Source organism: Brachybacterium kimchii (assembly GCF_023373525.1).
In the GTDB taxonomy this organism is placed as follows: Bacteria; Actinomycetota; Actinomycetes; order Actinomycetales; family Dermabacteraceae; genus Brachybacterium; species Brachybacterium kimchii.
In genome coordinates this window covers 2,860,560-2,886,930 of sequence record NZ_CP097218.1, presented here as the reverse complement: position 1 = coordinate 2,886,930, position 26,371 = coordinate 2,860,560, and the positions used below count along the sequence as shown (strand labels likewise).

Below are 26,371 nucleotides of genomic sequence, written 5' to 3'. Positions count from 1 at the left end.
CGGGTCAGTGCGCGGGCAGCTCGCCCTCGCCGGGCGTGACGCGCAGGTCCGCCTCGTCGATCGCCACGTCGTTGATCGAGGCCTCGCGGCGGCTCATGTACCCGAGGTCGTCGAACTCCCAGAGCTCGTTGCCGTAGGAGCGCCACCACTGGCCGTCGGCGTCGTGCCACTCGTACTGGAAGCGCACGGCGATGCGGTCGTCAGTGAACGCCCAGAGGTTCTTGCGCAGCCGGTACTCCTGCTCGCGCTCCCACTTGCCGCGCAGGAACTCGATCACCTGCTCGCGGCCGACGAGGAACCGGTCGCGGTTCCGCCACACGGTGTCCTCGGTGTACGCGCCGGCGACGCGCTCGGGGTCGCGGGTGTTCCACGCGTCCTCGGCGGCCTGGACCTTCGCCCGCGCGGTCTCCTCGGTGAAGGGCGGCAGCGGAGGGCGCGGGGCCGGATCGGTGCTCGTGGGGTCGCTGCTCGCGGGATGTGTGCTCATCGTGCGTCTCCTTCGTCGTCCCACACCGGCGGCGCGGGGTCGTACTCGATGCCGTGCTGCACGTCCCGGCCGCGCTGCGGGGAGACGAGGCGCCCCACCAGGTGCAGCGCCATGTCGATCCCCGCGGAGACCCCGGCCGAGGTGACCACGTCCCCGTCCTCCACCCAGCGCTCGCCCTCGCGCACGTCGATGCTCGGATCGATCTCGCGCAGCAGGTCGACGGAGCCCCGGTGGGTGATCGCGGGACGGTCGCGCAGCAGCCCGGCGGCCGCATAGACGAGAGATCCGGTGCACACGCTCGTCATCAGCTCTGCGGTGCCGGCGATCCGGCGCACCCGCTCGAGGTGTGCCGCGTCCTTGAACAGCGCCCGGGTGCCGCGGCCGCCCGGGTGCAGCAGGACGTCCACGTGCTCGAGGTCCTCGAGGGCGGTCGTCGGCGTGATGACCATGCCCTTCGCGGCCGTGATCGCGCTGCCGCCGACGCTCGCGGTGGCCACCCGCCAGCCATCATCGGGATGGTTCTGCGTCCAGTACGAGAGGGCCTCCCAGGGGCCCACGGCGTCGAGCTCCTCGACGCCGTCGAACAGGAGGATGGCGAGAGTGCGCGCGGTCATGGCTCGATCCTCGCGCGGGGCGGCCGCGAGCACCAGGGGTCGGGCGCGCCGACCTGCCCGCCGAGGTGCTCGCCGCTACTCGCCGACCTCCCCGTCGATCGACTCGCGCAACAGGTCGGCGTGGCCGTTGTGGCGCGCGTACTCCTCGATCATGTGGGTCATGATCCAGCGCAGGCTCGGGCTGCGCCCGTCGGGGAACCGGCGCTTCGCGGCGATGCCCAGCCCGCCCTCCTCGTACGCCCGGGCGGCGAGCTCGCGGGCCCGCTCGACCGACGCGGTCCACAGCGCGCGCACCTCGTCGGGGTCGTCGACGACCGCGGTCTCCCACTCCCACTCGGGTCGGGCCCTCCAGTCGACGGACGCCCAGGGCTCCCGCAGCGGTTCGTCGTGCAGGTCGCGGCTGAACCAGTCGTCCTCGACGTAGGCCAGGTGCTTCATCATCCCCGCGAGCGTCATCGGGCTCGGCGGGAGGGTGCGTGCGAGCTGCGCGGCGTCGAGGCCCCGGCACTTCCAGGCGAACGTGGCCCGCTGGTAGTCGAGGAATCCGCACAGGGTCCCCCACTCGTCGGCGTCCAGGGGCGGGTCGAGGCGGCCGTGCTCGTCGAGTTCCGGTGTCATGCTCCGCGAGCCTAGACCCGGGGTCCGACGGGCCCGTGGCCGCCCGCCCGTCGGCCCGTCGCGGACCGCTCACCGGCCGACCCTTGCGCCGCCACCCGGGTTCGCTTAGCCTCCCCTTAGTTGATACCCATAACTTCGAGGACGGGAGGGCGCCGATGGCGCGCGTCGGCGGACGGCCCCCGCAGATCCGGAGCGAGGACATCGTCCGCGCCGGGCGCGAGCTGGGACTCGAGCGCCTGAGCCTGAACGCCGTCGCCGAGCGCCTCGGCGTGACCTCGACAGCGCTCTACCGGCACGTCGAGGGGCGGTGGGGCCTCGAGCGCCTGGTGGGGGAGAGCATCCTCGCCGACATCGAGCTCGAGGACGACCCCGCCCACAGCACCGAGCGCCACCTGCTGAGCTTCGGGATGCAGCTGCGCGCCGCCATCCTCGCGAGCCCCGGCCTCGCGAGCTACGTGCAGACCCTCTTCCCGCGCGGCGAGAACGGCCGCCGGCTGCTCGCGACGGAGGTCGAGGCACTGGGTCGACGCGGCTACGACGCCGACGCCGCGATCGTGCTCGCGACCGCGGTCGCCTCGGTCGCCATCGGCTATGCCGCCGCCGAGGAGACCCGCAGGCGGCACGAGGAGGGCCTCAGCTCGCAGCAGCTCGCGGCCGAGGCCCAGCTGCGGGCCGACACGACCCTCGGGCCGGCGGTGCGCTCCCTGCCCGATGTGGGCGACGACGACTACGTGCGGCTCTGGCTGGGCGCCGTGGTGCGCGGATTCGCGGCGTCGGCGCCGCCCGGGTCCAGCGCCCACCAGATCAGGGCCGCGCTCGACGCGGCGGAGAAGGAGCAGTGATGGCCAGGAGAGGCGTGGGCGGCGCGATCATGCGCGCGTACGGCGCGAAGGACCACGAGGCCACGGTGACGGGCACCGAGACCCTCGCGCCGGGGTTCGTGCGCATCCACATGCACTCGGACACGCTGCTCGAGGACGACGTGCTCGCCCCGGCCGCGGCCGTGCGCTTCTGGTTCCCGGACCACGAGGGCAAGGACTTCGAGCACCAGCGCGGATACACCGTCGCCCAGGGCGACGCCGCGACCGGCGACTTCGCGATCGACATGGTGCTGCACGAGCCCGCCGGGCCCGCCTCCGCCTGGGCGCGCAGCGCCGAGGTCGGGACGACGGTCCAGGTGACGCCGTTCGGCAGTCCCCGCTTCGACCTGCCCGACGAGCTCCCCGCCGGGTACCTGCTGATCGGCGACTCGGCCTCGATCCCCGCGATCAACGGGATCCTCGCCGTCGTCCCCGCCGAGGTGCCGATCGAGGTCTACCTCGAGGAACACGCGGAGACCGATCGCAGCATCCCCCTCGTCGACCATCCGCGGGCCGCGGTGCACTGGGTGCCGCGTCGGGGCGAGCAGTCGCTGGCCGCCGCCATCGAGACCCGCGACTGGTCGGACTGGTACGTCTGGACGGCGCCGGAATCGGGCTCGCTGAAGATCCTGCGGACACGCCTGAAGGAGGAGTTCGGCTTCCCCCGCAGCGAGATGCACGCGCAGGCCTACTGGTACTACGGCCGGGCGTTCGGATCGAACCGCTCCAAGGCCGCACCGGAGCCCGTGCCGGAGCCGGTGCCGGCGCCGGTGCCGGAGAGCGGGGCGGAGCAGGAGGCGCGGGCGTCCGCGCCCGCGATCGAGGAGGAGCAGGAGAGCGCACCGGTCCCCGCTGCCCGCACATCCACAGGCCGATGGCGCACGCAGGCCGGTGGCCGTCTGCTCGCCCCGATGCGGACGCACCTGATCGTCGCCGGCGTCGTGCAGGCCCTCGTCACCCTGCTGCAGCTGGCGCCGTTCGTGCTGCTCGTCGAGCTCGCGCGCCGTCTGCTGCGGGGCGACGACCCGTCCCGCCTGTGGGCCCTCGGCATCTGGGCCGTGGTCCTCATGGGACTCGGGGTGCTCGCCTCGGCGGCGCTCATGGCGTGGCTCCACGCCGTCGACGCGCGCTTCGCTCGCGACGTGCGCGAGCGTCTGCTCGCGAAGCTCTCGAGGGTCCCGCTGGGATGGTTCGACGCCCGCGGCTCCGGGCGCATCAAGCAGCTCGTCCAGGACGACACGCTCTCGCTGCACTACCTGGTCACCCACGCCGTGCCCGACGCGGCGGCCGCCGCGGTCGCGCCGATCGGGGTGCTCGTCTACCTGTTCGTCGTCGACTGGCGGCTCGCCCTGATCCTGCTGATCCCGGTGCTCGCCTACGTGTGGGGGATGATGGTGATGCTGGTCCAGTCCGGCCCGAAGACCGCCCTCGCGCTGCGGTGGGCCGAGCGCATGAACGTCGAGGCCGGCGCCTACCTCGACGGGCAGCCCGTGATCCGCGTGTTCGGCGGCGCCGCGGCATCGAGCTTCCGCGCCCGCCTGGGGGAGTACGTCGAGTTCCTGCGGGCCTGGCAGCAGCCGATGCTCGGGCAGCGGACCTTCATCGACCTCGTGACCAGGCCCGGAACGTTCCTGCTGCTCATCTGCGCCCCCGGCACCCTGTTCATCGTCACCGGCTCCATGGCGCCGATCGACCTGCTGCCGTTCCTGCTGCTGGGAACGACGTTCGGGGCGCGCCTGCTGGGCGTCGGCTACGGGCTGGGCGGCCTGCGCACGGGGATGCTCGCCGCGCGCCGCATCCAGGTGGCGCTCGACGAGCCGGAGCTCGAGACCCTCCCGTCGCCGACGGACGGGACGGCCCCCGCCGCCGCCTCCTCGGCCGAGCCCGCCCGCGCGGGCCGCGTCGAGTTCGACCGCGTCGGCTTCTCGTACCGACCCGGCGTGCCCGTGCTGGAGGACATCGACCTCACCCTGGAGTCCGGCACGGTGACGGCGCTCGTCGGCCCCTCGGGATCGGGCAAGTCCTCGCTCGCGGCGCTCCTCGCCCGCTTCCACGACGTCGACGGCGGCGCGATCCGCGTGGACGGCGACGACCTGCGCTCCCTCACCGCCGACGAGCTCTACACCCGCATCGGCTTCGTCCTCCAGCAGACCCAGCTGGTCCAGGGCACCGTGCGCGAGAACATCGCCCTGGCCGCGCCGGACGCGGGCGACGCGCAGATCGAGGCCGCGGCCCGCGATGCGCAGCTGCATGAGCGGATCCTGCGCATGCCGCAGGGCTACGACACCGAGCTCGGTCCGGACGCGGCGCTCTCGGGCGGGGAGCGCCAGCGCCTCACCATCGCCCGCGCGCTGCTCGCCGACACCCCCGTGCTCGTGCTCGACGAGGCCACGGCCTTCGCCGACCCCGAGTCCGAGTACCTCGTGCAGAGGGCGCTGAACCGGCTGACGGCCGGGCGCACCGTGCTCGTGATCGCCCACCGCCTCCACACCGTCACCGGCGTGGACAGGATCGTCGTCCTCGACCACGGGGGCATCGCCGAGACCGGCACGCACCAGGAGCTGCTCGCGCGCGAGGGCAGGTACCGGCGGCTGTGGGACGCCGGCAGGCCCCTCGCGTCGGCCCACGGTGCGGGACCCGGCACGGGCTCCGGCACGGGAACGGAGGCGGTCCGATGATCCGCGCGATGCTCTCCCTCCTGCCCCCGCACAGCGGCGGCCTCGTCGCCCGGCACCTCGCCCTCACGGTCCTCGGCGTGGTCTTGCGCGCCGTCGGCTGCGTGCTGCTCGTGCCCCTGGTCGCGGCGCTGTTCAGCGGGACGCCCGCCGACGCCTGGCCGTGGCTGGGCGCGCTCGCCCTGGTCACCGTCGTCGGCTGGATCGTCGACCGCTCCGCCGGCCGGCTCGGCTTCCGCCTGGGCTTCGGGATCCTGCGCGACGGCCAGCGCACCGTCGCCGACCGCATCACCGGCATCCGCCTGGACTGGTTCACGGCGGAGCACACCTCGACCACGCGGCAGGCCGTCGCCGCGACCGGTCCGGACCTCGTGGGCATCATCCTGAACTTCGTGACGCCGCTGCTCAGCGCGGTGCTGCTGCCCACGGTGATCGCGATCGCGCTGTTCCCGATCGCCTGGCAGCTGGGCGTCGCCGCACTCGCCGGGATCCTCGTGCTGCTGGGGGCCATGTGGGCCTCGGGGCGCCTCTCGCGCAGCGCCGACCGCGCCGCCGCGCATGCGAACAGCAGACTCACCGAGCGGGTCCTCGAGTTCGCGCGCACCCAGCAGGCGCTGCGGGCGGCGCGCCGCGCGGAGCCCGCTCGCAGCCACGTGGGGGCGGCGCTCGCCGCGCAGCACGGCGCGACCATGCGCACCCTGCTCCTGCAGGTCCCCGGCCAGGTGCTGTTCGGGCTGGCCAGCCAGATCGCCCTGCTCCTGCTCGCGGCGACCACCGTCGTGCTCACCGTGCGGGGCACGCTCAGCGCGCCCCAGGCGATCGCGCTGATCGTCGTGATCGTCCGCTGCCTCGAGTCCTTCACCGTGCTCGCCGAGCTCTCCCCGGGGATCGAGACGACCACGGGCGCGCTGCGGAACATCCGCGAGGTGCTGCGCGCACCCCGCGACCCCGAGGGGACGGCGGATGCGGCGCCGGCCGACGCCCCGCGGATCGAGCTGCGCGGCGTCGACTTCCGCTACGGGGAGGACGACCAGGCGGGGCCGGCGGTGCTCGAGGACTTCGATCTCGCGCTCGCACCGGGCACCACCACGGCGATCGTCGGCCCCTCGGGGTCCGGGAAGAGCACCGTGCTCGCCCTCCTCGCCGGGCTCCAGCAGCCGAGCGCGGGCTCCGTGCTGATCGACGGGACGGACCTCTCCGCGCTCGACCCAGACACGCGCCGCGGGCTCATCAGCATGGTGTTCCAGCATCCCTACCTGTTCGAGGGCAGCATCCGGAAGAACGTCCTGGTGGGGGACCCGCAGGCCGGTGAGGACCGGGTCTCGGAGGCCGCGGGCCTCGCCCGGGTCGACTCCCTCGTGGACCGCATGCCCGACGGCTGGGACAGCGCGGTCGGCGAGGCGGGCGGAGGCCTCTCCGGCGGGGAGCGCCAGCGCGTCTCCATCGCCCGCGCGCTGCTCAAGCCCTCGCCCGTGCTGCTCGTGGACGAGGCCACGAGCGCGCTGGACACGGAGAACGAGACGGCGGTCGCCGCCGCCCTCACCGACGATCCGACCCCGCGCACACGGGTGATCGTCGCCCATCGGCTCAGCAGCATCCGCGCCGCCGACCGCGTGGTCTTCCTCGAGGACGGACGCATCGTCGAGGACGGGACCATCGCGGACCTGCTGTCGGCGGGCGGCCGCTTCGCCGAGTTCTGCCGCCAGCAGGACGCCGCCGGGGCCTGGCGGCTGACCAGCCGTCCCTGAGCGCCGGCGGCGCTCCGCCCCTGCTCAGGACACGAGCCGGGAGAGGAAGTCAACGTTGACCTTCGCCGCCGCCGTCCTCATAGTTGGTGGGTCTTCGAGAGGCGGGGTGCGTGGACGAACGGACGAGTTCGGCAGGTCATAGCGATATCGATGCAGGTGGGAGCCGAGAGGGCCAGACGGAGGTCGAGCAGCGCGCGGTGGACCGCATGCATGAGCGGCTCGACCGGGAGGTGCAGGAGCGGACGGCCGCGCAGCAGCGGGCCCTCGCGGCCCCCGTCGGCGGCCCGGCGGACGCCTACGCGCGGGACGTCGAGGTGCACCGGCTGGCGGAGAGGATCCGGCAGCTGCGGGCGGCCGAGCGCTCGCTGTGCTTCGGGCGCATCGACGGCAGCGGCGAGGCGGGCTCCGCGCCTGAGGACGGTCTGCACATCGGCAGGATCGGCATGCGCACCCCGGACGGCGACACGCTGCTGGTGGACTGGCGGGCCGAGGCCGCGCGCCCCTTCTACGCCGCGACCATGGTCAGCCCGATGGGGCTGCGCAGGCGCCGCCACCTGCGCACGGACGGCCGACGGGTCGTCGGCGTCAGCGACGAGATCCTCGACGGCAGCGCCCCGCTGCCGGGCGACGTGGTCGGCGACGGGCCGCTCACCGCGGCCCTCAGCGGACCCCGCACGGGACGGATGCGCGAGGCCGCCTCCACCCTGCAGTCCGAGCAGGACGACATCGTCCGCTCGCCCCACCGCGGCGTCACCGTGGTCGACGGCGGACCGGGCACGGGCAAGACGATCGTCGCCCTGCACCGCGCCGCCTTCGTGCTCTACGCATGGCCGGCCATCGCCGGGCGCGGCGTCATGGTGTTCGGCCCGAACCGGCGGTTCCTCACGTACATCTCCGACGTGCTGCCCTCGCTCGGGGAGAACGACGTGCACCTGGCGACGCTCCCCGACCTCGTCCGCACGGAGCCCGCGCGCACCGAGCCCGACCGCATCGCCCGGCTCAAGGGCCGCGCCGAGCTCGCGGACGCCCTCGCCGCGCACGTGCGCGGCCATCAGCCCCACGGGGTGCCGCTCGAGCTGCGCACCGCTCACGACACCGTCGTGCTCGACGCCGAGCTCGTCGACGCCGCCCGACGCTCCGCGCTGCAGGGCGCGTCCGGGCACACCGAGGCCCGCGCCCTGTTCCTCGAGGCGATCGTGGACGACCTGGTCAGCGAGCTCGAGGCGCGCACATCGGGCGAGGACAGCGCCTTCGAGGCGGAGCTCGAGGCCGCCTACGGTCTGAACCTCGACCGGGCGGTCGCGGGAGACCTCACCCGCATGGGCGGCGACGGCGCGCAGGGGACGGGCGCTGATCTCGACATCGACTGGGAGCAGATCCACGAGGACCTGCTCGAGGATCCCGCCATCGACCGCGCCGTCGAGACGGTGTGGCCGCGACTCGATCCCGAGGACGTGGTGCGCCGGGTCCTCGCCGATCCCGCGGCGCTCGCCCGCGCACTGCCGGAGGCGTCGGCCGAGGACCTCGAGCAGATGGCGGGGACGGACGGCCGCGCAGGTTCGGACGGCCCGACGGGCTGGTCGTTCGCCGATCTCGCCCTGCTCGACGAGGCGCGAGCGCTCGTGGACGGTCCGCCCGAGGACATCGTCGGCCACATCGTCGTCGACGAGGCGCAGCAGCTCTCCCCGATGCAGTGGCGCGCTCTCGTGCGGCGCTGCCCGGAGCGCTCGATGACGGTGGTCGGGGACCTCGCCCAGGCGGGCCCCACCAGCACGATCCGCAGCTGGGACGAGGCGCTCGCCCCCTTCGTCCAGGACCGCTTCGAGCATCGGACGCTGAGCATCAACTACCGCACCACCGCGGAGATCCTCGAGTCGACCCGCGAGCTGCTCGCGCGGATCGCCCCGCAGCAGCGGCTCTCGCGCTCCCTGCGCCACGGCGAGGAACCGTCCCGGGTGCCCTCCTCGCGCGGCAGGCTCCTCGAGGACCTGCGGCGCGCGGTCGACGAGCTCCGCGCGAGCGACCCCAACGGCCTCGTCGGCGTGATCACCACGGCCGACGACGCGGACGCCGCGCAGGACGCCCTCCGCGGCGGCGGCGCGAGCGTGATCGCCGCGCCCGAGGCCCGCGGTCTCGAGTTCGACAGCGTGATCGTCGTGGACCCCTCCGCGATCGAGGCGGCCGGGGAGGCGGGGGCGCGGGACCTCTACGTGGCGCGCACCCGCGCGACCCACCGACTGGTGACCCTCGAGCCGGGATGGGATGATCCCGAGTCATGACCCTGATCCTCCTGGGCACGGCGATCGCCCTGATCGTCGGCGCCGTCGGCACGCGGCTCTACACCGAGCTCGCCAAGCGCAGAGGGTGGGCCCAGTTCGTGCGCATGGACGGGCCGACGACCCACCTGTCCAAGCGCGGCACCCCGCAGATGGGCGGGATCGCCATCATGGGCGCGACGCTCGCCGGCTACCTGCTCGCGCACCTGGTCACGTGGTCGGCGCCCACGGTCTCCGGCATGCTCGTGCTGTTCCTGATGCTCGGCGTCGGGTTCGTCGGCTTCCTCGACGACTGGACGAAGATCCGCCGAGAGCGCTCCCTCGGGCTGCGGTCGTGGCAGAAGCTGCTGGGCCAGACCACGGTGGCCGTCGTCTTCGCCCTGCTCGCCACCCGCTTCGCCCGCGACGGCATCACCCCGGCGAGCTTCCGGATCTCCCTGGTCCGCGACACGGCGATCGACCTCGCCGCCTTCGGGGTGATCGTGGGGACCCTCCTGTTCGTGGCGTGGGCGGTGCTCATGATCACCGGCGCGAGCAACGGCGTGAACCTCACCGACGGCCTCGACGGCCAGGCCGCCGGCGCCTCCGCGATGGCCTTCGCCGCCTACGCGTTCATCGGGATCTGGAAGTCGCTGCAGAACTGCCGCGCACTGGTCGAGCCGGGCTGCTACGAGGTGCGCGACCCCCTGGACCTCGCCCTCGTCGCCGCCTGCCTCGCCGGCGCCTGCATCGGCTTCCTGTGGTGGAACACGCCGCCCGCCATCCTGTTCATGGGCGACACCGGCTCCCTCGCCCTCGGCGGGGCGCTCGCCGGCCTCGCGATCATGACCCGCACCGAGCTGCTGATGGTCGTCCTCGGCGGCCTGTTCGTCTTCGAGACCGTCACCGTGATCCTGCAGGTCGGCTTCTTCAAGCTCACCAAGCGGCGCAACAACGGCGTGGGCAGGCGCCTGTTCCTCATCACCCCCATCCACCACCACTTCGAGATGCGCGGCTGGAGCCAGGTCACCGTCTCGATCCGGTTCTGGCTGATCAGCGCGATCTGCGTGGGCGCCGGGCTGGCGCTGTTCTACGGGGAGTGGGTGCTGAGGGCGGGGTGAGCGCGGTGGCCGTCGGCGCTCTCGCCGGCGGCGCGGCGCAGCACCTTCGTGAAGCGCTTGGGCCGGGAGAGGTTCGCGAGGTGGCCGGCGTCGTCGAGGATCACGAGGCGCGCGTCGCGCGCGGCCTCCACGAACAGGGCTTCGTGCCGTCGGAAGGGATCCTGCGCGCCGTTGATGAAGGTCAGGGGCACGTCGATCGCGGCGACGTCGGCCAGCAGGTCGAGCGATCCGATGGTGCGCACGACGCCCCGGACCACCCCGTGGGCGCGCCCGCCGCCGTAGTAGCGCCGCGCGGCCTTCTCGCTGTGCCGACGCGCGAAGGCGCGGGCGACCCGCGCGTCGGAATCCCCGGGGACCCAGTCCTTCATGCTGATCCAGAGCCCGTAGATCCGGGCGAGCGCCGGGCCCGGGACGATCGTGCAGTCGGCGGCGACCACGCCGGCGAGGCGCCCGGTATGCGTGCCGGCCCAGTGCAGGGCGAGGAAGCCGCCCAGCGAGAGGCCGACCAGCAGCGGCGGCTCCTCGCACGCGCTCACGGCGTCCTCGATCGTCGCGAGCGCCCCGTCGAGCGTGAACGGCTCGTCCCGGCGCCGTCCGTGCCCCGGCAGGTCCGGTGCGATCACCGTGTACCCGCGGCGGCGCAGCCTGCGGGTCTGGCCCTTCCACATGGTCCGCGATGACCGCACGGCGTGGACGAGGACGACGCAGCGGGTCGCGTCGTGTCCGACCGTCTCGCTCAGGTGCACAGGGTTCCCCGCTCTCGCACGTTCTCGGCTCTCTCGGCTCTCGGGCGATTGACGCTCTTTCGCCCCATGATCGGGCATGCGGGGCGCGCTGTCAGCGGTCGCGAGTCGGGATGATGGTGCCTCAGGAGGGCAGGGGCGTGGCGGTGAAGACGCCGTCGGGGTCGAAGCGGGCCTTCGCCCTGCGCAGACGCTCGGCGTGGTCCCCGTACGAGGCCGCGACCTGATCCGTGAACTGCGGGGCGAGGAAGTTCGGATAGCCGCCGGGGAGGGCGAGCGGCTCGAGGACGCTCCGCACCTGCTCCGCCCACTCGACGTAGGGCTCCGGGTCCTCTCCGTCGGTCCATCCGGCTGAGATCTCCAGGGCCACGTGCTGCTCGCGTCGGCCGAAGGCGGTGGCATCCGCTGGCACGTCGGTCGCCGCGCCGTGGAACTGGCGCATACCGATGCCGGCACCGGGGCCCGGCCGGTCCTCGGCCGCGGTGAGCAGCGCCTGGATGACCTCGGGGGTCAGGGCGCGGACCGTTCGTGCGCGCATGCACCAGTGCATCCCGTGCGGCACCTGCTGGTCGAAGCCCGCGAGCAGATCCTGCTGCGTCGTCGGCTTCATGTCCTCGACGAGGGGAGTGCCGAGTCCTCGCACCTCGTCGAGCGCGGGGCCCGCCCCGCCGGGCTCTCCGGACCACACAGCGACCACGAGCACGCAGGGGCCGACGTCGGGGACGTGCGTGAGCTCGGCGAGCAGGGTCAGGCCGCGATCCGCACGTGCGATGAGCTCGGCGCAGCCGTCGAGCACCGTCGACGCCTGCGACCCCGGGAAGAGCACGGTCCCACCGACGATGCCGGAATCGCGGTGCAGGGCGATCCGCATCGACGTCACCACGCCGAAGTTCCCACCGCCGCCCCGCAGCGCCCACAGCAGCTCCGGGTCCTCCTGCGTCGAGGTGACCGTGCCGTCGGCCAGGACGACCTCCGCACCCAGGATGTTGTCGCAGGCCAGGCCCGCCGTGCCCAGAAGCGGGCCGTAGCCGCCGGCGAGGGAGAGCCCGGCCAGCCCCACCGATCCGGCGGTGCCGGTCGCGGCGAGCAGCCCGCGGGGGCTCGACTCGGCGACGAGATCCCGGGCCAGGGCGCCGCCGCCGACGATCGCCTCCGTGCCCTCGATCCTCACGTCGCGCAGGTCGGCGAGGTCGATCGTGAGCCCGTCGGCCGCCAGGGACCGGCCCAGCCAGTCGTGGCCCCCGCCGCGCACGGCGAGGGGAGTGCCGTGCTCCCGGGCGAGCCGGACGAGCGAGGACACCTGGTCGGTGCTGCGTGGTCGCGCGATCACGGCCGGTCTCGTCGTGACCCCGCCGTTCCACAGGTCGAGCGAGCGGGCGTACATGTCCTCGCCGGGCAGGGCGTGGGTGATGTCCGGGTGCCGGGCGTGGAGGTCGGTGATGAGGTCGTGCTGGCTCATGCGGGTCCGTTCTCTCGGGTGGCGCTTCGTGCGGGGTTCGAGGGGGCGTGAAGAGTTCATCGGAGACCGTGTGGTCGGCACAGGGTCAAGGGGTCGGGATGTGGGGTGTTGGGGGTGCCCGCTGAGGTCTGGGTATTCGCGGCGGTTCCTCCACATGGGGGTGTTTTCCACGGGGTTATCCACTACGGGGCGGCGGATGCAGAGGAAGCGGGGAATATCCGCAGGCTTATCCACATTCTCCATAGAGGTCTGGCTTTCCGTGGCGCGGCGGGATAGAATCGGACATATCGAGAGCGAGCGCCAGCGGTTTCATTGGTGATGTCGACGGGTTCTGCTTTCTGGCCTCTCGAATCAGAGTTATCGCATCGCGCAGTCTCGCGGAGTCTCGCGCGGGGTCGTGGAATGCCGGGGAAGGGGGGGGTGGGTGAGATGAGTGCGGTGGAGCAGCCGGAGTCGCAGGGGCGGCTGGACCTGCCCGGGGAGCCGGCGATCGAGTCGACGTTCACGATCCTCGATGATCTGGAGAAGATGACCGAGCGTCAGCGCGAGGACATGCATGCCCACACGCCCCGGTTCGTGACCGCACCCCCGGAGGGTGTGAAGCCCTTGTTCGTCGTGAAGGAATCCAAGAAGCCGGTCTGCCGCGATGTGGTGGCACGCAGGGTCAAGGCCCGCCCTGATGTGGAGCTCACTGCGCAGGTCCGTGCCCTGTGGGACGAGGGTGTCGATGAGTCCTATGAACTCTCCCGGCGTTTCGTGGCCCTGGCGCCGTTCTGGGCGGGGCGCGAGGACATGGACGCCGACCCCTACGAGGTCGAGCAGCAGGACCTGATGGTCGCTGTGGCGATGCGCTGCACCCGCGGCCAGGCCACCAAAGCCATCACCGACGCCCACCGGGCCGTGGACCTCCTCCCGCGCTGCACCCAAGCATTGGAGGCGGGGGAATTCCCGGCGGAATGGTTCCGGACCCTGTTGCGGCGCACCGCGGATTTCACCCCGGCGGAAATGGTCCTCGTGGATGTCACGGTCGCCTCGTGGTGTCTGGCGATCATGCCGAGAGTATTCACGAAATGCCTCGACCTGCTTGTCACGAAGATTCAGCAGCGACACCCGAAAGAACCCGAAGAAGTCTCCGCCACCCGCCGCCGCATGGTCCTGGACCCTGGAACCCTCGACGGCGTCGCGTCCCTGCGGATCATCGGCCCGGCCCCGGAGATCAAAGCATTGGCCGGGAAGTTCGACCTGGCGGCTCGTGCGATCCAGAACGCCCAGCGTCACGCCCTGATGGAGGGCACCGAGATCCCCTTGGATCCGGATCGTCGGGTGGAGAACGAGGGCATGCCCCTGTCGCTCAACCTGATCCGCTATCACCTCGCCCACGCCGCGCAGATCGACACCGGCGGCATCACCGTCCCGGAGGCACGGTTCCGGTTGAACGTCCTCGTTCCCTTCCTCACCCTGGTTGGTGGCGACGACGCACCGGGTGTGTTGGAGGACGGGACGCCGATTCCCGCGCAGATGGCCCGTGAGATCGCCGGCAAGAGCGAGGAATGGTTCCGGGTCCTCACCGATCCGTCATCGGGTGAGTTCTTGCCGCGGCCGGCGGACAAGTACCGGCCCACGGGGGCGATGCTCGAACACCTCCGCCTCCGCGGCCAATCCTGCGGCGTTCCCGGCTGCGAACGCGCAGCGTCCGTGGCCTCCGAAGCGGACCACATCGTGGAGTACAACCATGCGGATCCGGTGTGTGGTGGTCGGACGGCGGTGGAGAACCTGCACTTCTTGTGCTGGTTCCACCACGCGATGAAGACCGCCGGGCGACTCGACCCCATCCGTGTGGAAGCGGACGAGTCCCCGGCAGGGACCGCGGGCACGGTGTGGGAGATGCAGGAACGCTTCCGCGTGTTCCGCGAGGACGACACCGACCTCCTCACCCCACAAGCCGTCGCCCAGCTCGACGCCGTCTGGGACTCGATACAGCGCAGGCAGGACGACTACGAGCAGCGGGGCGCTGGCGAGCACGACAGCGAAACCCCCAGTGGCGGGGTGACTGGTTCGCCTGAGCCGTCAGTTCTGGACTCACCGTGGCCGATCCGGCCTGGTGTCCCTGACCCGTGGCCCCGCGTCGACATGGACCACGCCGGAGCACCCGACCTGGAAGAAATCCCCGTCGAGAAACCCGTCAGGCGCAGGTACCAACCACTCCCGACGTTCCAGTACGACGGCGACATCCCCATCAGCGCCACCACCCGAAAACCACGCAAACGCCAGGATCCACCTCCGAAGTTCGACCCCGGACCACCACCCTTCTGACCCGAGAGCCCGGCCCGGTCGGCTCCGGCAGAGCGCGAGGTCAGACCCCGCACAGCACCACCCCCGCCTGTAGAGGGGCACACCACCGTGCCCCTCTACAGGCGCGCCCCAAAGGAGGCGGACGGCTGATCGTCGCCCTGCCAGCCCCTATAAGCCGGTGCGTCATCGGCTTCTCGGCCTTCGCAACGCAGAGCCCAGCTCGCACCGACGCCTGCGCGCCTTCGCCGTATCCGCGCCACGTGCAAGGATCGGGCCTCGGCGGAACGTGCCGCAGAGACCCGAGCAGCACGCTCGGAACGCAGACCCGAAGCGCAGACACCAGGTAGAGGAGCACTCCCATGAGGATGATCGGCATGCTGGGCGGGATGAGCTGGGAGTCGACGGCCGAGTACTACCGCCTGGCCAATCAGGCCGTGCGCGAGCGCCTGGGAGGGACGCACTCCGCGCGGATCGTCCTGGACTCCGTGGACTTCGCACAGATCGAGGCCATGCAGGAAGCCGGGGACTGGGACGCGGCCGGGCGGCTGCTCGCCGAGCGCGCACACGCCCTCGAAGCTGCCGGCGCCGACCTCCTGGTGCTGTGCACCAACACCATGCACCTGGTGGCCGATGCCATCGAGGCGGCCGTCGACATCCCGCTCCTGCACCTCGTCGACATCACGGCCGATGCGGTCGCCAGTGCCGGGATCCGCCGCGTCGGCCTGTTGGCCACCGCCTTCACGATGGAACAGGGCTTCTACGTGGACAGGATGCGCGAGCACGGCATCGAGGCGATCGTCCCGGACCCCGAGGACCGCGCACTCGTGCACCGCGTGATCTACGAGGAGCTGGTCGTCGGCGTCGTCAGCGACTCCTCGCGCCGCGAGTACCAGCACGTCATCCGGCGCCTCGTCGACCGCGGCGCCCAGGGGATCATCCTGGGCTGCACCGAGATCGAGCTGCTCATCGGGGCCGACGACTCCCCGGTCCCGGTGTTCCCGACCACGCGACTGCACGCGCAGGCCGCCGTCGACGCGGCGCTGGCCGAATGAGCCGCAGTCTCGGCGCTCACGAGAGGCTCAAGGGAAGCGGGGCGACATCCTCACCCCCTCACCCCAGCTCAGGAATGCGCAGCGACCCGTCCGCCTCGAGCGGGAACCCGGGGTTGAAGGCGATCTCCCAGAGGTGGCCGTCGGGATCCGCGAAGCAGCCGGCGTAGCCGCCGTAGAACGTCTCCGCCGGAGCCCGCGTGATCGCGGCGCCGGCGGACTCGGCCCGCGCGATGAGCTCGTCGACCTCCTCGGCCGAACGCAGGTTCTGGGCGAGCACGATCCCGTCGAACCCGTCGCCCGACGGGAGAGCCGGGACTCCCGAGTCCCGGGCGAGCTTCTCGCGGCTCCACAGGACCAGCCCCATGCCTCCCGCCTGGAAGAACACGGTCTCCTCGACCTCCTGGCCCCGCCAGCCGAGCGCCTCGTAGAAGGACGTCGAGCGGCGGAGGTCGGAGACCCCGAGGGTGATGAGGGTGATGCGCTGGTCCATGATGTGCTCCTCGTGTCGGGCGGTGCTCAACCTGCTGCGGGGCCTGCAGCGGGCTCGGGTGTCGTGGCCTCGTCCTCCGGCGCCGCCGAGCGGAACCGCCCGCTCAGCGGCAGCATCAGCAGCGCCGCGAGCAGCGGGCCGATCGCGAGGGTCACGAACGCCGAGTACACCGATCCGGTCGAGGCGAACACCGCCCCGACCACCGTCGGCACCACCACGCTGCCCAGCTGCCACACCGCGTTGAGCGTGCCCGCGGCCGAGCCGGAGTCGCCCGCGCCCGCGTAGTCGAGGATCAGAGCGTTCTGGATCGGCGAGTAGCAGTATGCCGCGAAGCCCAGCACGGGGGCGGCGATGTAGAACGCCGGCAGGGAGCCCAGCGCCCCGAACACCAGCAGCATCAGCGCGAACAGCACGAGGATGCCCGCGGCCAGGTACTTGCGGTGGAAGGGCACGCGCCCCGCCACCAGGCCGATCACGGGCTTCATCACCACGGCGGTGATCGCGAACAGGGCGACGATCCCGCCCGCATGCACCGGGTCGATGCCCTTGCCCTCGATCATCAGGGTGTTCGACCAGGTGATGAAGCCGTACGTGCCCCACAGCGAGAAGAAGCCGGCGATGCCCAGCACGAGCAGGTCGCGGCTGCGCAGCACGCGGCCCAGGTGCGGGGTGCGCGGCGCCGCCGGTGTGGCGAGCTCGGCGCCCTCGGCCTGCGGGGGCCGCGACCGGTGCAGCACGGCGATGACCAGGCCCAGCACGATCGAGATCGCGCCGAACAGGTGGTAGGAGAGCCGCCAGCCGTGCTCGGCGATCATCGTGGGCACCACGAGGTTCGCGACCACCGTGCCCAGCGACGTCGCGGTCGTGAACAGGCCGACGGCGAAGGTCCGCTCGCGGCCCGAGAACCAGGAGGAGATCGACTTCGCGCCCGCCGAGTAGTCGGCTCCCGCGAAGAACCCGACGAGGGCCTGCGCCACGAGACCGAGCGCGAAGGACTCGACGCTGCCGAAGAACACCATCCCGGCTCCCGCGAGCACCATCGACGCGGTGAGCACCACGCGCGGCCCCACCCAGTCGGAGGCCAGGCCGCCCAGGAAGTTCGAGACCACGTAGCCGATGTAGTAGCAGGTCGCGAACACGCCCAGGGAGGCGAGCGCGACCCCGAGGGCCTGGCCGACGCTCGGCGCCGCCGGGCCCCACACGGACCGGTCGAGCGAGGTCATCGTGAAGGCCGCCCAGGCCAGCACCAGGATCAGCCAGCGGCGCGGATGCGGGGCCGGGAGGGCGGAGGCGGCGGGAGCACCGGGGGCGGGGGAGAAGGCCGAGGAGGAGGTGGTCATGCGGATTCCTGACGCGTCGATGCGGGGGAGGGGGCGGAGGGGGACGGGGCGTCGAGCAGCGGCATGACCTGCTCGAGGATCGGCTCGGCGGGGGCGAGCGTCCCGGCGTGGGTGCGGCCGGGCAGGGGGACGAAGCGCGCGTCGGGCATCATCGCCGCCGCGTGCTCGGACTCCTCGAAGCGGGGGTGGTCGCGATCGCCGGCCATCCAGAGTGCGGGGACCGGGCACGCGGCGAGTTCGGCGTCGGGGATGCCGGGGGTGGTCTCGGTCGCCGTGAACAGGGCGGCCATCGCCAGGGGATCGGCGGCGAGGAAGGCGGTGCGGGTGCCGCGGTCGCGTCGGCCGCTGACCTCCGGCCCCAGCCCCTGCGCCCGGCAGAAGCCCTCCATGCCCTCGCTGCGCAGGGTCTCGACGGTGCCGGGGAAGAACACGGTGTCCACGGAGCCCTGCTGCGCGGAGGCGGAGCCGCCCAGGGAGACCAGGTGCGTGACGCGCTCGGGACGGCGCACGGCCGCGGTGACCGCGATGCGCGCGCCGAGCGAGTAGCCCATCAGCGCGGCGCGCTGGATGCCCTCGGCGTCGAGGACGGCCATCATGTCCGCGACGAACGCGTCCTGGGTATAGGCCGACGCCTCGTGCGGGGCGTCGGACCGTCCGTGCCCGCGCAGGTCGATGCGGATCACCGTGCGGTCGCTCCTCAGCGCGTCGACGTACCCGTAGGCGCGCCAGATCGCGCGGGAGAGCACGGATCCGTGGAGGAGGACGACCGCGGGGCCCGAACCGGTCACGTCATAGGCGATGCGGGCGCCGTCGGAGGGGGAGGGGATCTTCGGCACGGGCTGACGGTAGTCCTCGCCGCGCGGGAGCGGCAAAGCCGTCCCGCGCGGCGAGGTCCTCCCGGTCAGTGGCTGACGGGCGACTCCTCGACCTTCGCGAGCTGCAGGAGGTCCTCGGGGTCCAGCTCGATGTCGTCCACCGCGAGGTTGTCCTCGAGGTGGGCGACGGAGGCGGTGCCGGGGATCAGCAGCACGTTCTCGTACTGGGCGAGCAGCCAGGCGAGCGCGACCTGCGTGGGCGCGACGCCGTGCTTCTGGGCGACCGCGGCGATGTGCGGCTCGGCCGCGATCTTCTCGGGGCCCCCGGTGAACGCCGAGCCCAGAGGGAAGTACGGGACGAAGGCCAGGCCGTGCTCGCGCGCGACCTCGAGGGCCTCCTGCCCGGAGCGGTCCAGGATCGAGTAGGGGTTCTGCACCGAGACCACGCCTGCCGCCTCGACCGCGCGGCGCACCGTGGCCGCCGGGACGCTCGAGATGCCGATCTGCGCGATCTTGCCCTGCTCGCGCAGCGTCACGAGCGCGGCCAGCTGCTCGTCGAGGTCGGGCTCCTCGCCGCCGGGAGCATCGAGCTCGTAGCGGCGCAGGTTCACCATGGCCAGCTGCTCGGTGCCCAGGGAGCGCAGGTTCTGCTCGACCTGCTCGACGATCTGGTCGGGCTCGCCCGCGGGCAGCCACTCGCCCTTCTCGCCGCGCTGCGCGCCGACCTTCGTCACCAGGCGCAGGTTCTCGGGGTAGGGGTGCAGGGCCTCGCGGATGAGGTCGTTGACGACGTCGGGACCGTAGAACTGGGCGGTGTCGATGTGGTCCACGCCGAGCTCGACGGCGCGGCGCAGCACCTTCTTGTTGTTCTCGGGATCGGCAGGCGGTCCGAAGACGCCCGGGCCGGCGAGCTGCATGGCGCCGTATCCGACGCGGCGGACGGTGAGGTCTCCGATGTGTCCAGTGCTCATGGGGGCCATCCTGCGCCTCGCCGACGGGGAGCGCCAACGGGTGCGCTGTGGGCGGAATGCGCGGCGGGCCCTTGGGCGGCCCGGCGCGCAAACACCTCGCCATCCCCGACGGCGCCGCGTAGATTCGCACGCCATGAGCACAGGTGCCTCCCCGCGTCCCGATGCGGCCGACGTCTTCGACCACCTGCGCGCCGAGGACGGCGAGCACGTGGGCTACATGGAGATGACCGCCGACGGCGGCTTCGTCCCCTACGACCTGCTGTGGCAGCGCCGCGGCGAGCCGATGGACCTGGATGAGGCGGAGGCCGTGCTCGACGGGATCGGCCTGCGGCTCCTCGCCGAGGACTGGCTGCTGCAGGAGGAGGCGGGGTGGACGCGCGTGCGCATCCGCGAGATCGATCGCGACCGCGTCATCGTCGGCCGCACGACAGAGAACATGTCCGGGCACGTCGCCAAGGCCATCGACCTGGTGGGAGGCATCGACGTCGAGCTGCCCACCGACCGGCTGCGGCCCGCGGGCGCCGCGCGCTGAGGGGGACGCCGTGCACCTCGAGAACATCGTCATCGACGCGGTCGACCCGCACCGACTGGGCGGCTTCTGGCGGCAGCTGCTGGACGCCGAGCGCCTCACCGACGGGCCGGAGGGGTTCGAGATGCGCGTGCACCTCGATCCCGGGAACGGCCCCGAGCCGGGCGCCTTCCTCGACGTGTGCCTCCAGCCCGTCCCCGTGCCGCCGACCGAGGCCCTGCGCCTGCACCTCGACCTGCTCGGCGGGCCCGGGCAGGCGGAGGTCGTCGAGAGGGCCCTCGCGCTCGGCGCGCGGCACCTGGACATCGGACAGGGCGACGTGCCGTGGGTGGTGCTGGGCGACGTCGAGGGCAACCCCTTCTGCGTGATGGAGGAGCGCGCGGCCTATCGCGGCACGGGCCCGATCGCCGCGCTCCCGCTCGACTCCGCCGATCCCGCGCGCGACCGGGAGTTCTGGTCGTGGCTGACGGGATGGGCGCCGGTCGAGGGCGTCGCCGACGCATCCCTGCGCCATCCCTCGCGCCGCGGGCCGCTGCTCGAGATGTGCGCGGAACCGGCGCCCAAGCGCGCGGCCGACGGCAAGAACCGGATCCACCTCGACGTGCGCCTCGGAGCGGGCGAGGACGCCGACGCGGTCGCCGCGGAGATCGTCGCGCGCGGCGGCGCCGAGCAACACCCCGACTGGGGCGACCTGCCCTGGCGGGTGTTCACCGACCCCTCGGGCAACGAGTTCTGCGTGCTGCCCGCGCCGTCGGGCGCCTGAGCGGGGCCCTCGCCGGGACGGCCGACCTCAGCGGGCGGTCGGGAACATCTGCGCCCGGGCATCGGAGGAGGAGATGACCTCCTTGCCGAACGGGAAGCAGGTGACCGGGATCAGCTTGATGTTCGCCCAGGCCAGCGGGATGCCGATGATCGTCACGGCCTGCGCGACCGCGGTCAGCACATGCGCGATCGCCAGCCACAGCCCGGCGACCAGGAACCAGATCACGTTGCCCACGGCGCTCATGGCGCCGCCGCGATGGGTGTCCACGACCTCGCGCCCGAAGGGCCAGATCACGAAACCGGCGATCCGGAACGACGCCAGGCCGAAGGGGATCGTGACCACCAGAATGCAGGCGATGATCCCGGCCAGCACGTAGCCCAGGAACAGCGACCAGCCCGCGGTGAGCAGCCAGATGATGTTGAGGATCAGGGTGAGGATCGAACGCATGCCCCGATCGTAGGCGGGGCGGCGCGGAGGCGTCGATGGGGGTTTCCCCCGGTCCTCGGCCCCCGGTCCTCAGGCTTCGGCCTTCAGTCCCCGTCGGAGGGTCCGTACCAGTCGGGCAGCGGCGAGGGCTCGAGCCGGGTGGTGTCGCCGGGGCGGGCGAGCGTCAGCAGCGCGCGCTCCACGTCGTCCTCGCGCTCGAGCAGATCCTCCACGGCCTGCACCTTCTCGCGCAGCTCGGACTCCTTGACGTCGCCCACCACGTCCACGGACGCGACCACGAAGAGCTTGTTCGCACCGATCCACTCCGTGTGCAGGAAGGTCACTGTCTCGATGTCGGGGTTCTCCTCGAGGATCGCCAGCAGGCGGTTCCTCACCAGCGGCGTCCCGCCCTCGCCGGTGAGCAGCGAGGCGTTGCGGCCGATGAGGATCACGGCGATCACGCCCAGCAGCACGCCGACGAGGATCGAGCCGAGCGCGTCCCACATCGCGTTCCCCGTGATCTGGTGCAGGAACAGTCCGAGTCCCGCGATCACGAGCCCCACGAGCGCCGCCGAGTCCTCGGCGAACACCGCGCGCAGCATCGGGTCGGACGTGGTGCGCACGTAGCGCAGGGGGCTGATCCGACGCCGCTTCGCCCCCGCGCGCGTCTGCCGCAGGGCCTGCAGGAACGAGGTGCCCTCGAGCAGGAAGGAGATGCCGAGGACCACGTAGCCCCAGGTGTAGTCGGCCCCCTCGTCGCCGCTCGCGCCGAGCGACTGGATGCCGTGCCAGATCGACACCCCGGCGCCGACGGCGAACAGGCCGATCGCGGCGAACATCGCCCACACGTAGCCCGAGCGGCCGTAGCCCATGGGGTGGGCGGCGTCGGCCGGCTTGCGGGCGCGGCGCTCGCCGATCAGCAGGAAGACCTCGTTGCCGGTGTCGGCCCAGGAGTGCGCGGCCTCGGCGAGCATCGAGGCGGATCCCGTGAGGGCCGCGACGATCGACTTCGCGATCGCCACCAGCAGGTTCGCCCCGAAGGCGAGGATCACGGTGAGGCCGCTGCCGGAGGAGTCGTCGGAGCCGTCCCCTGCCTGCGGGGTCGGCGCGAGCGGCGCCGGGTGAGCCTCCTGCGGGGCTGTGCTCATGCCTCGTCCCTCTCCTCGTCTCCGGTGCTGCGGGCCCTGCCGTCCCATGGGCCGCCCGCCCATTGTGCGCCCGCGGCGGCCCGCGTCGCCGCGTCGGCCGCCTCGCGCAGCACCTCGAGCACCCGCCGCACGGCCGAGCGCTGCGCCGCGTCGGGCCGCATCAGGGCGCTCACGTGGCGCAGGGTCGGCACGCCCTCCACGGGGCGCAGGGCGATCCCGCGATCGGTGCGCGTGGTGTATCGCGGGAGGATGGCGAGGAGGTCGCTGCGCGCGACGAGGGCCTCGATGAGATGGTTGTCGCGCAGGCGCTGGACCACGTGCAGGCGGGTCCCCGTGGCCATCGAGATCGTCTGCAGCACGCGGTCGAAGGGGAAGCCCTCGGGCACGCCGATCCAGTCCTGGTCAGCGAGGTCGGCCGCGGTGAGGGTCGCGCGGGAGGCCAGCGGATGGTCGGCGGACATCGCCACGTCCAGCGGCTCGGCGCCGAGCGGCACCACCCGGCAGCGCTCGCTCCCGGCGGGCGCCGGCCCGATCAGCGAATGGCCGATGACGATGTCGTGGTCGGCGGTGAGCGCGGCGAAGCGGGCCTCGGCGATGTCGTCGTCGTGCAGCACGAGGTCGATCCCGGAGCCCTCGAGCGTCGACACCGCGTGCGGGTAGAGGTAGACCGCGGCGCTCGCCAGGGCGAGCACGTCGACCGTGCCGCTGGGTGCGCCCAGCAGGTCGTCGAGCCGGGAGGCGACCCCGGCGACCGCCTCGGCGACCTCGTCCCCGCCCCGGGCCAGCAGGTCCCCGGCCTCGGTGAGCCGCAGACCCCGGCCCTGCGGCCGCACGAGCTGCACCCCCAGGTCGCGCTGGGCGGCGCGCAGCTGCTGCGAGACGGCCGACGGGGTGCGGTGGGTCGCGGCGGCGACGGCGGTGACGCTGCCGCGCGCGGCGAACTCGCGCAGGAGCTCCAGGTGACGCACGTCCATGCAGCAACGCTACAGCGATGGTGCAGAACTCTGCGATTGTGCTGAAGTGAGGGCCGGTGCACCGTGGACCCATGCCCAGCCGCCACCGCCTCCTCGCGATCGCCGTCGCCGCGATCTGGGGCGTCAACTTCCTCGCGATCGACGCCTCCCTGGCGCAGTTCCCGCCGCTGTTCCTGGTCGCCCTGCGCTTCGCCCTCATCGCGATCCCCACCGTGCTGCTCGTGCGCCCGCCGCAGGTCCCCCTGCGCTGGCTGCTGGGCTACGGCCTCGGCTTCGGCGTCGCCCAGTACTCTCTGCTCTACATCGCGATGACGCTGGGCATGCCCGCGGGCCTCGCCTCCCTCGTGCTGCAGGCGTCGGCCCCGTTCACGGTGCTCCTCGGCGTCCTTTTCACCCGGGAGTCGCTGGGGCGGCGGGCCGGGATCGGGATCGGCGTGGCGGTCCTCGGCCTCGCCGTCGTCGGCTGGCACCGGGCGGAGAACGCGGCCATCTGGCCCTTCGTCCTCACCCTCCTCGCGGGCCTCGGGTGGGCGATCGGCAACATCTGCACGCGGGAGGCCCGTTCGACCCAGCCCCTGCGGCTCGTGCTCTGGATGTCGGTGATCCCGCCGATCCCCACGCTCGTGCTCTCCCTCCTCGTCGAGGGGCCGCAGCGCATCGCCGCCTCCGCAGACGGCCTCCTCACCGGCCCCGGCCTGCTCGCGATTCTCGGCCTGCTGTACACGGTGGTCATCGCGACGCTGGTCGCCTCGGGGATCTGGAGCTGGCTGATGTCGCGCCATCCCGCGGGGTCCGTCGCGCCGTTCTCGATGCTGGTGCCCGTGGTGGGGATGAGCGCGGCCTGGATCGTGCTCTCCCAGGGCGTCGCCCCGCTCGAGCTGGCCGGGGGAGTGCTCGTGGTCGGTGGCGTGCTGCTCGCGTCATGGGCGCCGCGGCGGGCACGACGGGCACGACGGGCCGGAGGAACCGTGGCCGACGAGGAACATCAGATGGCGAGACCTGCGCCCGGGGCCGAGGAGGCGCGCGTAGCGTCGCGCCCATGAGCGAGCACCCCGGTCACGGCCACGAGCACCACTACACCCACGGCTACGAGGACGCGGTGCTCTCCTCCCACCGGCACCGCACCGCCGAGAACTCGGCCGCGCACCTCCTCCCGCACCTGCGCGAGGGCATGCGTCTGCTGGACGTCGGCAGCGGCGCGGGCACGATCACCGCGGACCTCGCCCGCATCGTCGGCCCCGAGAACGTCACCGCGATCGAGGTCTCCGAGGAGTCCGCGGGGATCACCCGCGACGAGCTCTCCCGCCAGGGCCTCGAGGGCGTCGAGGTCCGTGCGGCCGACGCCCACCACCTGCCCTTCGCGGACGCCGCCTTCGACGTCGCCCACACCCACCAGGTGCTCCATCACGTCGCCGATCCCGTCCGCGTGCTGGCCGAGATGCGCCGCGTGACCGCGCCCGGAGGCATCGTCTCCGCCCGCGAGGCCGACTACGGCGCCTTCCGCTGGTGGCCCGAGCTGCCGGGCCTGGAGACGTGGCGCGAGCTGTTCATCGAGGCCATGGCCGCCAACGGCGGCACGCCCGACGCCGGTCGGCGCCTGCTGGGCTGGGCGCTCGAGGCGGGGCTGAGCGACGTGGAGCCCGGCGCGGGCACCTGGTGCTACGCGACCCCCGCCGACCGCGCCTTCTGGGCCGGTTCCTCCTCGCAGCGCATCACCGCGGGCGCCGTCGCCCAGCAGCTCCTGAACGCCGGCCGCGCGAGCCAGGACGAGCTCGACGCGATCGGCGAGGACTGGAAGCGCTGGGCCGACGATCCCGCCGGCTGGTTCGTGCTGCTGCACGGGGAGATCCTCGCGCGGGCGTGACCGGCGCGGACGGCACCCGCGTCCGGGCCGTGCTCAGGTCGTGAGATCCCGGGCGCGCTCGGTGATCTGCTCCGCGACGCGCACGCTCTCGGCCCCGTAGCCGCCCCCGAACAGGACCACGTGCGCGAGCAGCGCGAAGAACAGGTGCGCGGGCAGGTCCTCGCGCCACCCCGTCGGCATGGGGTGCGCGGCCTCGTAGCCCGCGAGGATCGCGTCGATGTGGGGCGCGCCGAACATCGTCAGCAGCGCGAGATCCTCGAGACGGTGCCCGCCGTGCGCCGAGGGGTCGATGAGCGTCCCTCCCGCGTCCGTCCACATCAGGTTCCCCGACCACAGGTCGCCGTGGACGCGCGAGGCATCCTCGCGCCCCTGCCCGCTCACGCCGTCGAAGGCGCCGCCGGCGATCGCGTCGATCGCGCGGGAGACGGCCGCGGACCCGTCGGCCCCGAGCTGCGGGGAGGCGCGGCGCGCGAGCGGCTCCAGACGGTCCTGCGCCCAGAAGGTCGCGAAGTCCTCGCGGGCGGTGGTCGGCAGTTCGAACGGCGAGTCGAGCGGACCGAACCACGAGGTGTCCGACGGGGAGGCGCCGAATCCCTCGGCCCCTGCGTCGTGGAGATGGGCGAGGCGCCCGCCGAAGGCGCGGGCATCCTCGGGGGAGGGCCGCACCGACTCGAGGCGCTCGAGGCGCAGGTGGTCCTCACCCTCCTCGAGCACCTCGACCACGGGCACCGCGCGCGGCGCCGCGAGCCAGGCGAGGCCTGCGGCCTCGGCGGCGAAGAAGCCCTGCGGGGCGCCGGGACGCTGCTTCAGGAAATCAGACATGTGCCACCGTAGGCATGACGACGGAGAGGAGACCACCATGACCGACGACGAATCCACCGACGGGAAGCAGTCGCGCAATCCCCTGCGGCGCGGCGCGATCCCCTCGCTCCCGCCGACCGCCGCGTTCCCCTGGTCGCGACCCGACGAGGACATGGAGGAGGTCGCCGAGGCCGAGAGCGCGAGCGAGACGGATCCCCGCCGCGACGCGGACTTCCTGGACAGCGGCACCATCACCCTCGACGTCCCCGCGGAGGGCGAGAAGGGGCCGGGCAGGCACGACGCCCCCTGACCAGCGGACCCGACGG

At 72.7% G+C, this 26,371-nt stretch carries 25 protein-coding genes; 12 read left to right on the top strand and 13 right to left on the bottom strand.

All coding sequences use genetic code 11. The features are described 5' to 3' along the window. Positions 1-4: 4 nt before the first annotated feature. The 3 genes from M4486_RS13165 to M4486_RS13155 form a co-directional block, all read right to left on the bottom strand. Complete coding sequence (locus tag M4486_RS13165; protein ID WP_249477707.1) at positions 5-487, bottom strand: nuclear transport factor 2 family protein; 483 nt, start codon at positions 485-487, stop codon at positions 5-7. After that, the gene (locus M4486_RS13160) at positions 484-1,101 is read right to left on the bottom strand and encodes a DJ-1/PfpI family protein (protein ID WP_249477706.1); all 618 of its coding nucleotides are present in this window, start codon (positions 1,099-1,101) and stop codon (positions 484-486) included. The genes M4486_RS13165 and M4486_RS13160 overlap by 4 nt, the downstream gene beginning before the upstream one ends. Positions 1,102-1,176: 75 nt before the next feature. Then, a complete protein-coding gene (locus tag M4486_RS13155) occupies positions 1,177-1,719 on the bottom strand; it encodes a DinB family protein (RefSeq protein ID WP_249477705.1) in 543 nt (180 codons plus the stop codon). A gap of 155 nt (positions 1,720-1,874) precedes the next feature. Between M4486_RS13155 and M4486_RS13150 the strand changes: the two genes are divergently transcribed. The 5 genes from M4486_RS13150 (at position 1,875) to mraY (ending at position 10,378) form a co-directional block, all read left to right on the top strand. Continuing rightward, positions 1,875-2,561: a TetR/AcrR family transcriptional regulator gene (locus tag M4486_RS13150; protein ID WP_249477704.1), complete on the top strand. Its 687-nt coding sequence runs from the start codon at positions 1,875-1,877 to the stop codon at positions 2,559-2,561. Next, positions 2,561-5,257: an ABC transporter ATP-binding protein/permease gene (locus tag M4486_RS13145; protein WP_249477703.1), complete on the top strand. Its 2,697-nt coding sequence runs from the start codon at positions 2,561-2,563 to the stop codon at positions 5,255-5,257. Before M4486_RS13150 ends, M4486_RS13145 begins: the two co-directional genes overlap by 1 nt. After that, a complete protein-coding gene (locus M4486_RS13140; RefSeq protein WP_249477702.1) occupies positions 5,254-7,002 on the top strand; it encodes an ABC transporter ATP-binding protein in 1,749 nt (582 codons plus the stop codon). Before M4486_RS13145 ends, M4486_RS13140 begins: the two co-directional genes overlap by 4 nt. A 110-nt stretch (positions 7,003-7,112) precedes the next feature. Then, positions 7,113-9,281, top strand: a complete 2,169-nt coding sequence (locus tag M4486_RS13135; protein WP_488154000.1) for a HelD family protein — start codon at positions 7,113-7,115, stop codon at positions 9,279-9,281. Continuing rightward, positions 9,278-10,378: a phospho-N-acetylmuramoyl-pentapeptide-transferase gene (gene mraY / locus M4486_RS13130; protein ID WP_249477701.1), complete on the top strand. Its 1,101-nt coding sequence runs from the start codon at positions 9,278-9,280 to the stop codon at positions 10,376-10,378. Before M4486_RS13135 ends, mraY begins: the two co-directional genes overlap by 4 nt. Here mraY and M4486_RS13125 read toward each other — a convergent pair. Then, the gene (locus M4486_RS13125) at positions 10,348-11,202 is read right to left on the bottom strand and encodes an alpha/beta fold hydrolase (RefSeq protein WP_283257926.1); all 855 of its coding nucleotides are present in this window, start codon (positions 11,200-11,202) and stop codon (positions 10,348-10,350) included. The two genes, mraY and M4486_RS13125, sit on opposite strands and share 31 nt — an antisense overlap. A gap of 43 nt (positions 11,203-11,245) precedes the next feature. Then, on the bottom strand, positions 11,246-12,580 hold the full coding sequence (locus M4486_RS13120) for an FAD-binding oxidoreductase (protein WP_249477698.1): 1,335 nt from the start codon (positions 12,578-12,580) through the stop codon (positions 11,246-11,248). Positions 12,581-13,018: 438 nt separating this feature from the next. On the opposite strand from M4486_RS13120, the gene M4486_RS13115 reads away from it, so the two are divergent. Then, on the top strand, positions 13,019-14,893 hold the full coding sequence (locus M4486_RS13115) for an HNH endonuclease signature motif containing protein (RefSeq protein ID WP_249477696.1): 1,875 nt from the start codon (positions 13,019-13,021) through the stop codon (positions 14,891-14,893). 338 nt (positions 14,894-15,231) lie between these two features. Further along, positions 15,232-15,924 (top strand): aspartate/glutamate racemase family protein, encoded by a 693-nt coding sequence (locus M4486_RS13110; RefSeq protein WP_249477695.1) that lies wholly within the window; start codon positions 15,232-15,234, stop codon positions 15,922-15,924. A 58-nt stretch (positions 15,925-15,982) separates the two neighbouring features. On the opposite strand, the gene M4486_RS13105 is transcribed toward M4486_RS13110, so the two are convergent. The 4 genes from M4486_RS13105 to M4486_RS13090 form a co-directional block, all read right to left on the bottom strand. Next, positions 15,983-16,414, bottom strand: coding sequence for a VOC family protein (locus M4486_RS13105; RefSeq protein ID WP_249477693.1), 432 nt, complete (start codon positions 16,412-16,414; stop codon positions 15,983-15,985). Between the two features lie 26 nt (positions 16,415-16,440). Further along, positions 16,441-17,754, bottom strand: a complete 1,314-nt coding sequence (locus M4486_RS13100) for an MFS transporter (protein WP_283257925.1) — start codon at positions 17,752-17,754, stop codon at positions 16,441-16,443. After that, complete coding sequence (locus tag M4486_RS13095; protein WP_283257924.1) at positions 17,751-18,590, bottom strand: alpha/beta fold hydrolase; 840 nt, start codon at positions 18,588-18,590, stop codon at positions 17,751-17,753. Before M4486_RS13095 ends, M4486_RS13100 begins: the two co-directional genes overlap by 4 nt. Before the next feature lie 65 nt (positions 18,591-18,655). Then, positions 18,656-19,540, bottom strand: coding sequence for an oxidoreductase (locus M4486_RS13090; protein WP_249477691.1), 885 nt, complete (start codon positions 19,538-19,540; stop codon positions 18,656-18,658). A 133-nt stretch (positions 19,541-19,673) separates the two neighbouring features. On the opposite strand from M4486_RS13090, the gene M4486_RS13085 reads away from it, so the two are divergent. After that, entirely contained in the window at positions 19,674-20,072 is a 399-nt protein-coding gene (locus M4486_RS13085; protein ID WP_249477690.1) for a serine/threonine protein phosphatase, read from the top strand. A 10-nt stretch (positions 20,073-20,082) separates the two neighbouring features. Further along, entirely contained in the window at positions 20,083-20,832 is a 750-nt protein-coding gene (locus M4486_RS13080) for a VOC family protein (RefSeq protein WP_249477688.1), read from the top strand. A 27-nt stretch (positions 20,833-20,859) separates the two neighbouring features. Here M4486_RS13080 and M4486_RS13075 read toward each other — a convergent pair whose 3' ends face one another. The 3 genes from M4486_RS13075 to M4486_RS13065 form a co-directional block, all read right to left on the bottom strand. Continuing rightward, positions 20,860-21,279: a YccF domain-containing protein gene (locus M4486_RS13075; RefSeq protein WP_249477687.1), complete on the bottom strand. Its 420-nt coding sequence runs from the start codon at positions 21,277-21,279 to the stop codon at positions 20,860-20,862. A gap of 83 nt (positions 21,280-21,362) precedes the next feature. Beyond that, positions 21,363-22,406 carry a cation diffusion facilitator family transporter gene (locus M4486_RS13070; protein WP_249477686.1) on the bottom strand — a complete coding sequence of 348 codons (1,044 nt, stop codon included), beginning with the start codon at positions 22,404-22,406 and terminating at the stop codon, positions 21,363-21,365. Continuing rightward, positions 22,403-23,380, bottom strand: coding sequence for a LysR family transcriptional regulator (locus M4486_RS13065; protein WP_249477685.1), 978 nt, complete (start codon positions 23,378-23,380; stop codon positions 22,403-22,405). The genes M4486_RS13070 and M4486_RS13065 overlap by 4 nt, the downstream gene beginning before the upstream one ends. A 71-nt stretch (positions 23,381-23,451) precedes the next feature. Here M4486_RS13065 and M4486_RS13060 point away from each other — a divergent pair, with 71 nt between their 5' ends. Both M4486_RS13060 and M4486_RS13055 read left to right on the top strand, forming a co-directional pair. After that, a complete protein-coding gene (locus M4486_RS13060; protein WP_249477683.1) occupies positions 23,452-24,423 on the top strand; it encodes an EamA family transporter in 972 nt (323 codons plus the stop codon). Next, on the top strand, positions 24,420-25,244 hold the full coding sequence (locus tag M4486_RS13055) for a methyltransferase domain-containing protein (protein ID WP_249477682.1): 825 nt from the start codon (positions 24,420-24,422) through the stop codon (positions 25,242-25,244). Before M4486_RS13060 ends, M4486_RS13055 begins: the two co-directional genes overlap by 4 nt. 33 nt (positions 25,245-25,277) lie before the next feature. Here the strand turns inward: M4486_RS13055 and M4486_RS13050 are convergent, their stop codons facing one another. After that, the gene (locus M4486_RS13050) at positions 25,278-26,066 is read right to left on the bottom strand and encodes a fructosamine kinase family protein (RefSeq protein WP_249477680.1); all 789 of its coding nucleotides are present in this window, start codon (positions 26,064-26,066) and stop codon (positions 25,278-25,280) included. A gap of 37 nt (positions 26,067-26,103) precedes the next feature. Here M4486_RS13050 and M4486_RS13045 point away from each other — a divergent pair, with 37 nt between their 5' ends. Next, complete coding sequence (locus tag M4486_RS13045) at positions 26,104-26,355, top strand: hypothetical protein (RefSeq protein ID WP_249477678.1); 252 nt, start codon at positions 26,104-26,106, stop codon at positions 26,353-26,355. Positions 26,356-26,371 lie beyond the last annotated feature (16 nt).

What these genes read in the sequence shown, in the direction of transcription:
- M4486_RS13055 (WP_249477682.1), top strand. Translation starts at nt 24,420, where the DNA reads ATGAGCGAGCACCCCGGTCACGGCCACGAGCACCACTACACCCACGGC.
- mraY (WP_249477701.1), top strand. Translation starts at nt 9,278, where the DNA reads ATGACCCTGATCCTCCTGGGCACGGCGATCGCCCTGATCGTCGGCGCC.
- M4486_RS13155 (WP_249477705.1), bottom strand. Translation starts at nt 1,719, where the DNA reads ATGACACCGGAACTCGACGAGCACGGCCGCCTCGACCCGCCCCTGGAC.
- M4486_RS13045 (WP_249477678.1), top strand. Translation starts at nt 26,104, where the DNA reads ATGACCGACGACGAATCCACCGACGGGAAGCAGTCGCGCAATCCCCTG.
- M4486_RS13160 (WP_249477706.1), bottom strand. Translation starts at nt 1,101, where the DNA reads ATGACCGCGCGCACTCTCGCCATCCTCCTGTTCGACGGCGTCGAGGAG.
- M4486_RS13150 (WP_249477704.1), top strand. Translation starts at nt 1,875, where the DNA reads ATGGCGCGCGTCGGCGGACGGCCCCCGCAGATCCGGAGCGAGGACATC.
- M4486_RS13065 (WP_249477685.1), bottom strand. Translation starts at nt 23,380, where the DNA reads ATGGACGTGCGTCACCTGGAGCTCCTGCGCGAGTTCGCCGCGCGCGGC.
- M4486_RS13085 (WP_249477690.1), top strand. Translation starts at nt 19,674, where the DNA reads ATGAGCACAGGTGCCTCCCCGCGTCCCGATGCGGCCGACGTCTTCGAC.
- M4486_RS13060 (WP_249477683.1), top strand. Translation starts at nt 23,452, where the DNA reads ATGCCCAGCCGCCACCGCCTCCTCGCGATCGCCGTCGCCGCGATCTGG.
- M4486_RS13140 (WP_249477702.1), top strand. Translation starts at nt 5,254, where the DNA reads ATGATCCGCGCGATGCTCTCCCTCCTGCCCCCGCACAGCGGCGGCCTC.
- M4486_RS13090 (WP_249477691.1), bottom strand. Translation starts at nt 19,540, where the DNA reads ATGAGCACTGGACACATCGGAGACCTCACCGTCCGCCGCGTCGGATAC.
- M4486_RS13050 (WP_249477680.1), bottom strand. Translation starts at nt 26,066, where the DNA reads ATGTCTGATTTCCTGAAGCAGCGTCCCGGCGCCCCGCAGGGCTTCTTC.
- M4486_RS13120 (WP_249477698.1), bottom strand. Translation starts at nt 12,580, where the DNA reads ATGAGCCAGCACGACCTCATCACCGACCTCCACGCCCGGCACCCGGAC.
- M4486_RS13105 (WP_249477693.1), bottom strand. Translation starts at nt 16,414, where the DNA reads ATGGACCAGCGCATCACCCTCATCACCCTCGGGGTCTCCGACCTCCGC.
- M4486_RS13110 (WP_249477695.1), top strand. Translation starts at nt 15,232, where the DNA reads ATGAGGATGATCGGCATGCTGGGCGGGATGAGCTGGGAGTCGACGGCC.
- M4486_RS13100 (WP_283257925.1), bottom strand. Translation starts at nt 17,754, where the DNA reads ATGACCACCTCCTCCTCGGCCTTCTCCCCCGCCCCCGGTGCTCCCGCC.
- M4486_RS13075 (WP_249477687.1), bottom strand. Translation starts at nt 21,279, where the DNA reads ATGCGTTCGATCCTCACCCTGATCCTCAACATCATCTGGCTGCTCACC.
- M4486_RS13125 (WP_283257926.1), bottom strand. Translation starts at nt 11,202, where the DNA reads ATGCCCGATCATGGGGCGAAAGAGCGTCAATCGCCCGAGAGCCGAGAG.
- M4486_RS13145 (WP_249477703.1), top strand. Translation starts at nt 2,561, where the DNA reads ATGGCCAGGAGAGGCGTGGGCGGCGCGATCATGCGCGCGTACGGCGCG.
- M4486_RS13070 (WP_249477686.1), bottom strand. Translation starts at nt 22,406, where the DNA reads ATGAGCACAGCCCCGCAGGAGGCTCACCCGGCGCCGCTCGCGCCGACC.
- M4486_RS13165 (WP_249477707.1), bottom strand. Translation starts at nt 487, where the DNA reads ATGAGCACACATCCCGCGAGCAGCGACCCCACGAGCACCGATCCGGCC.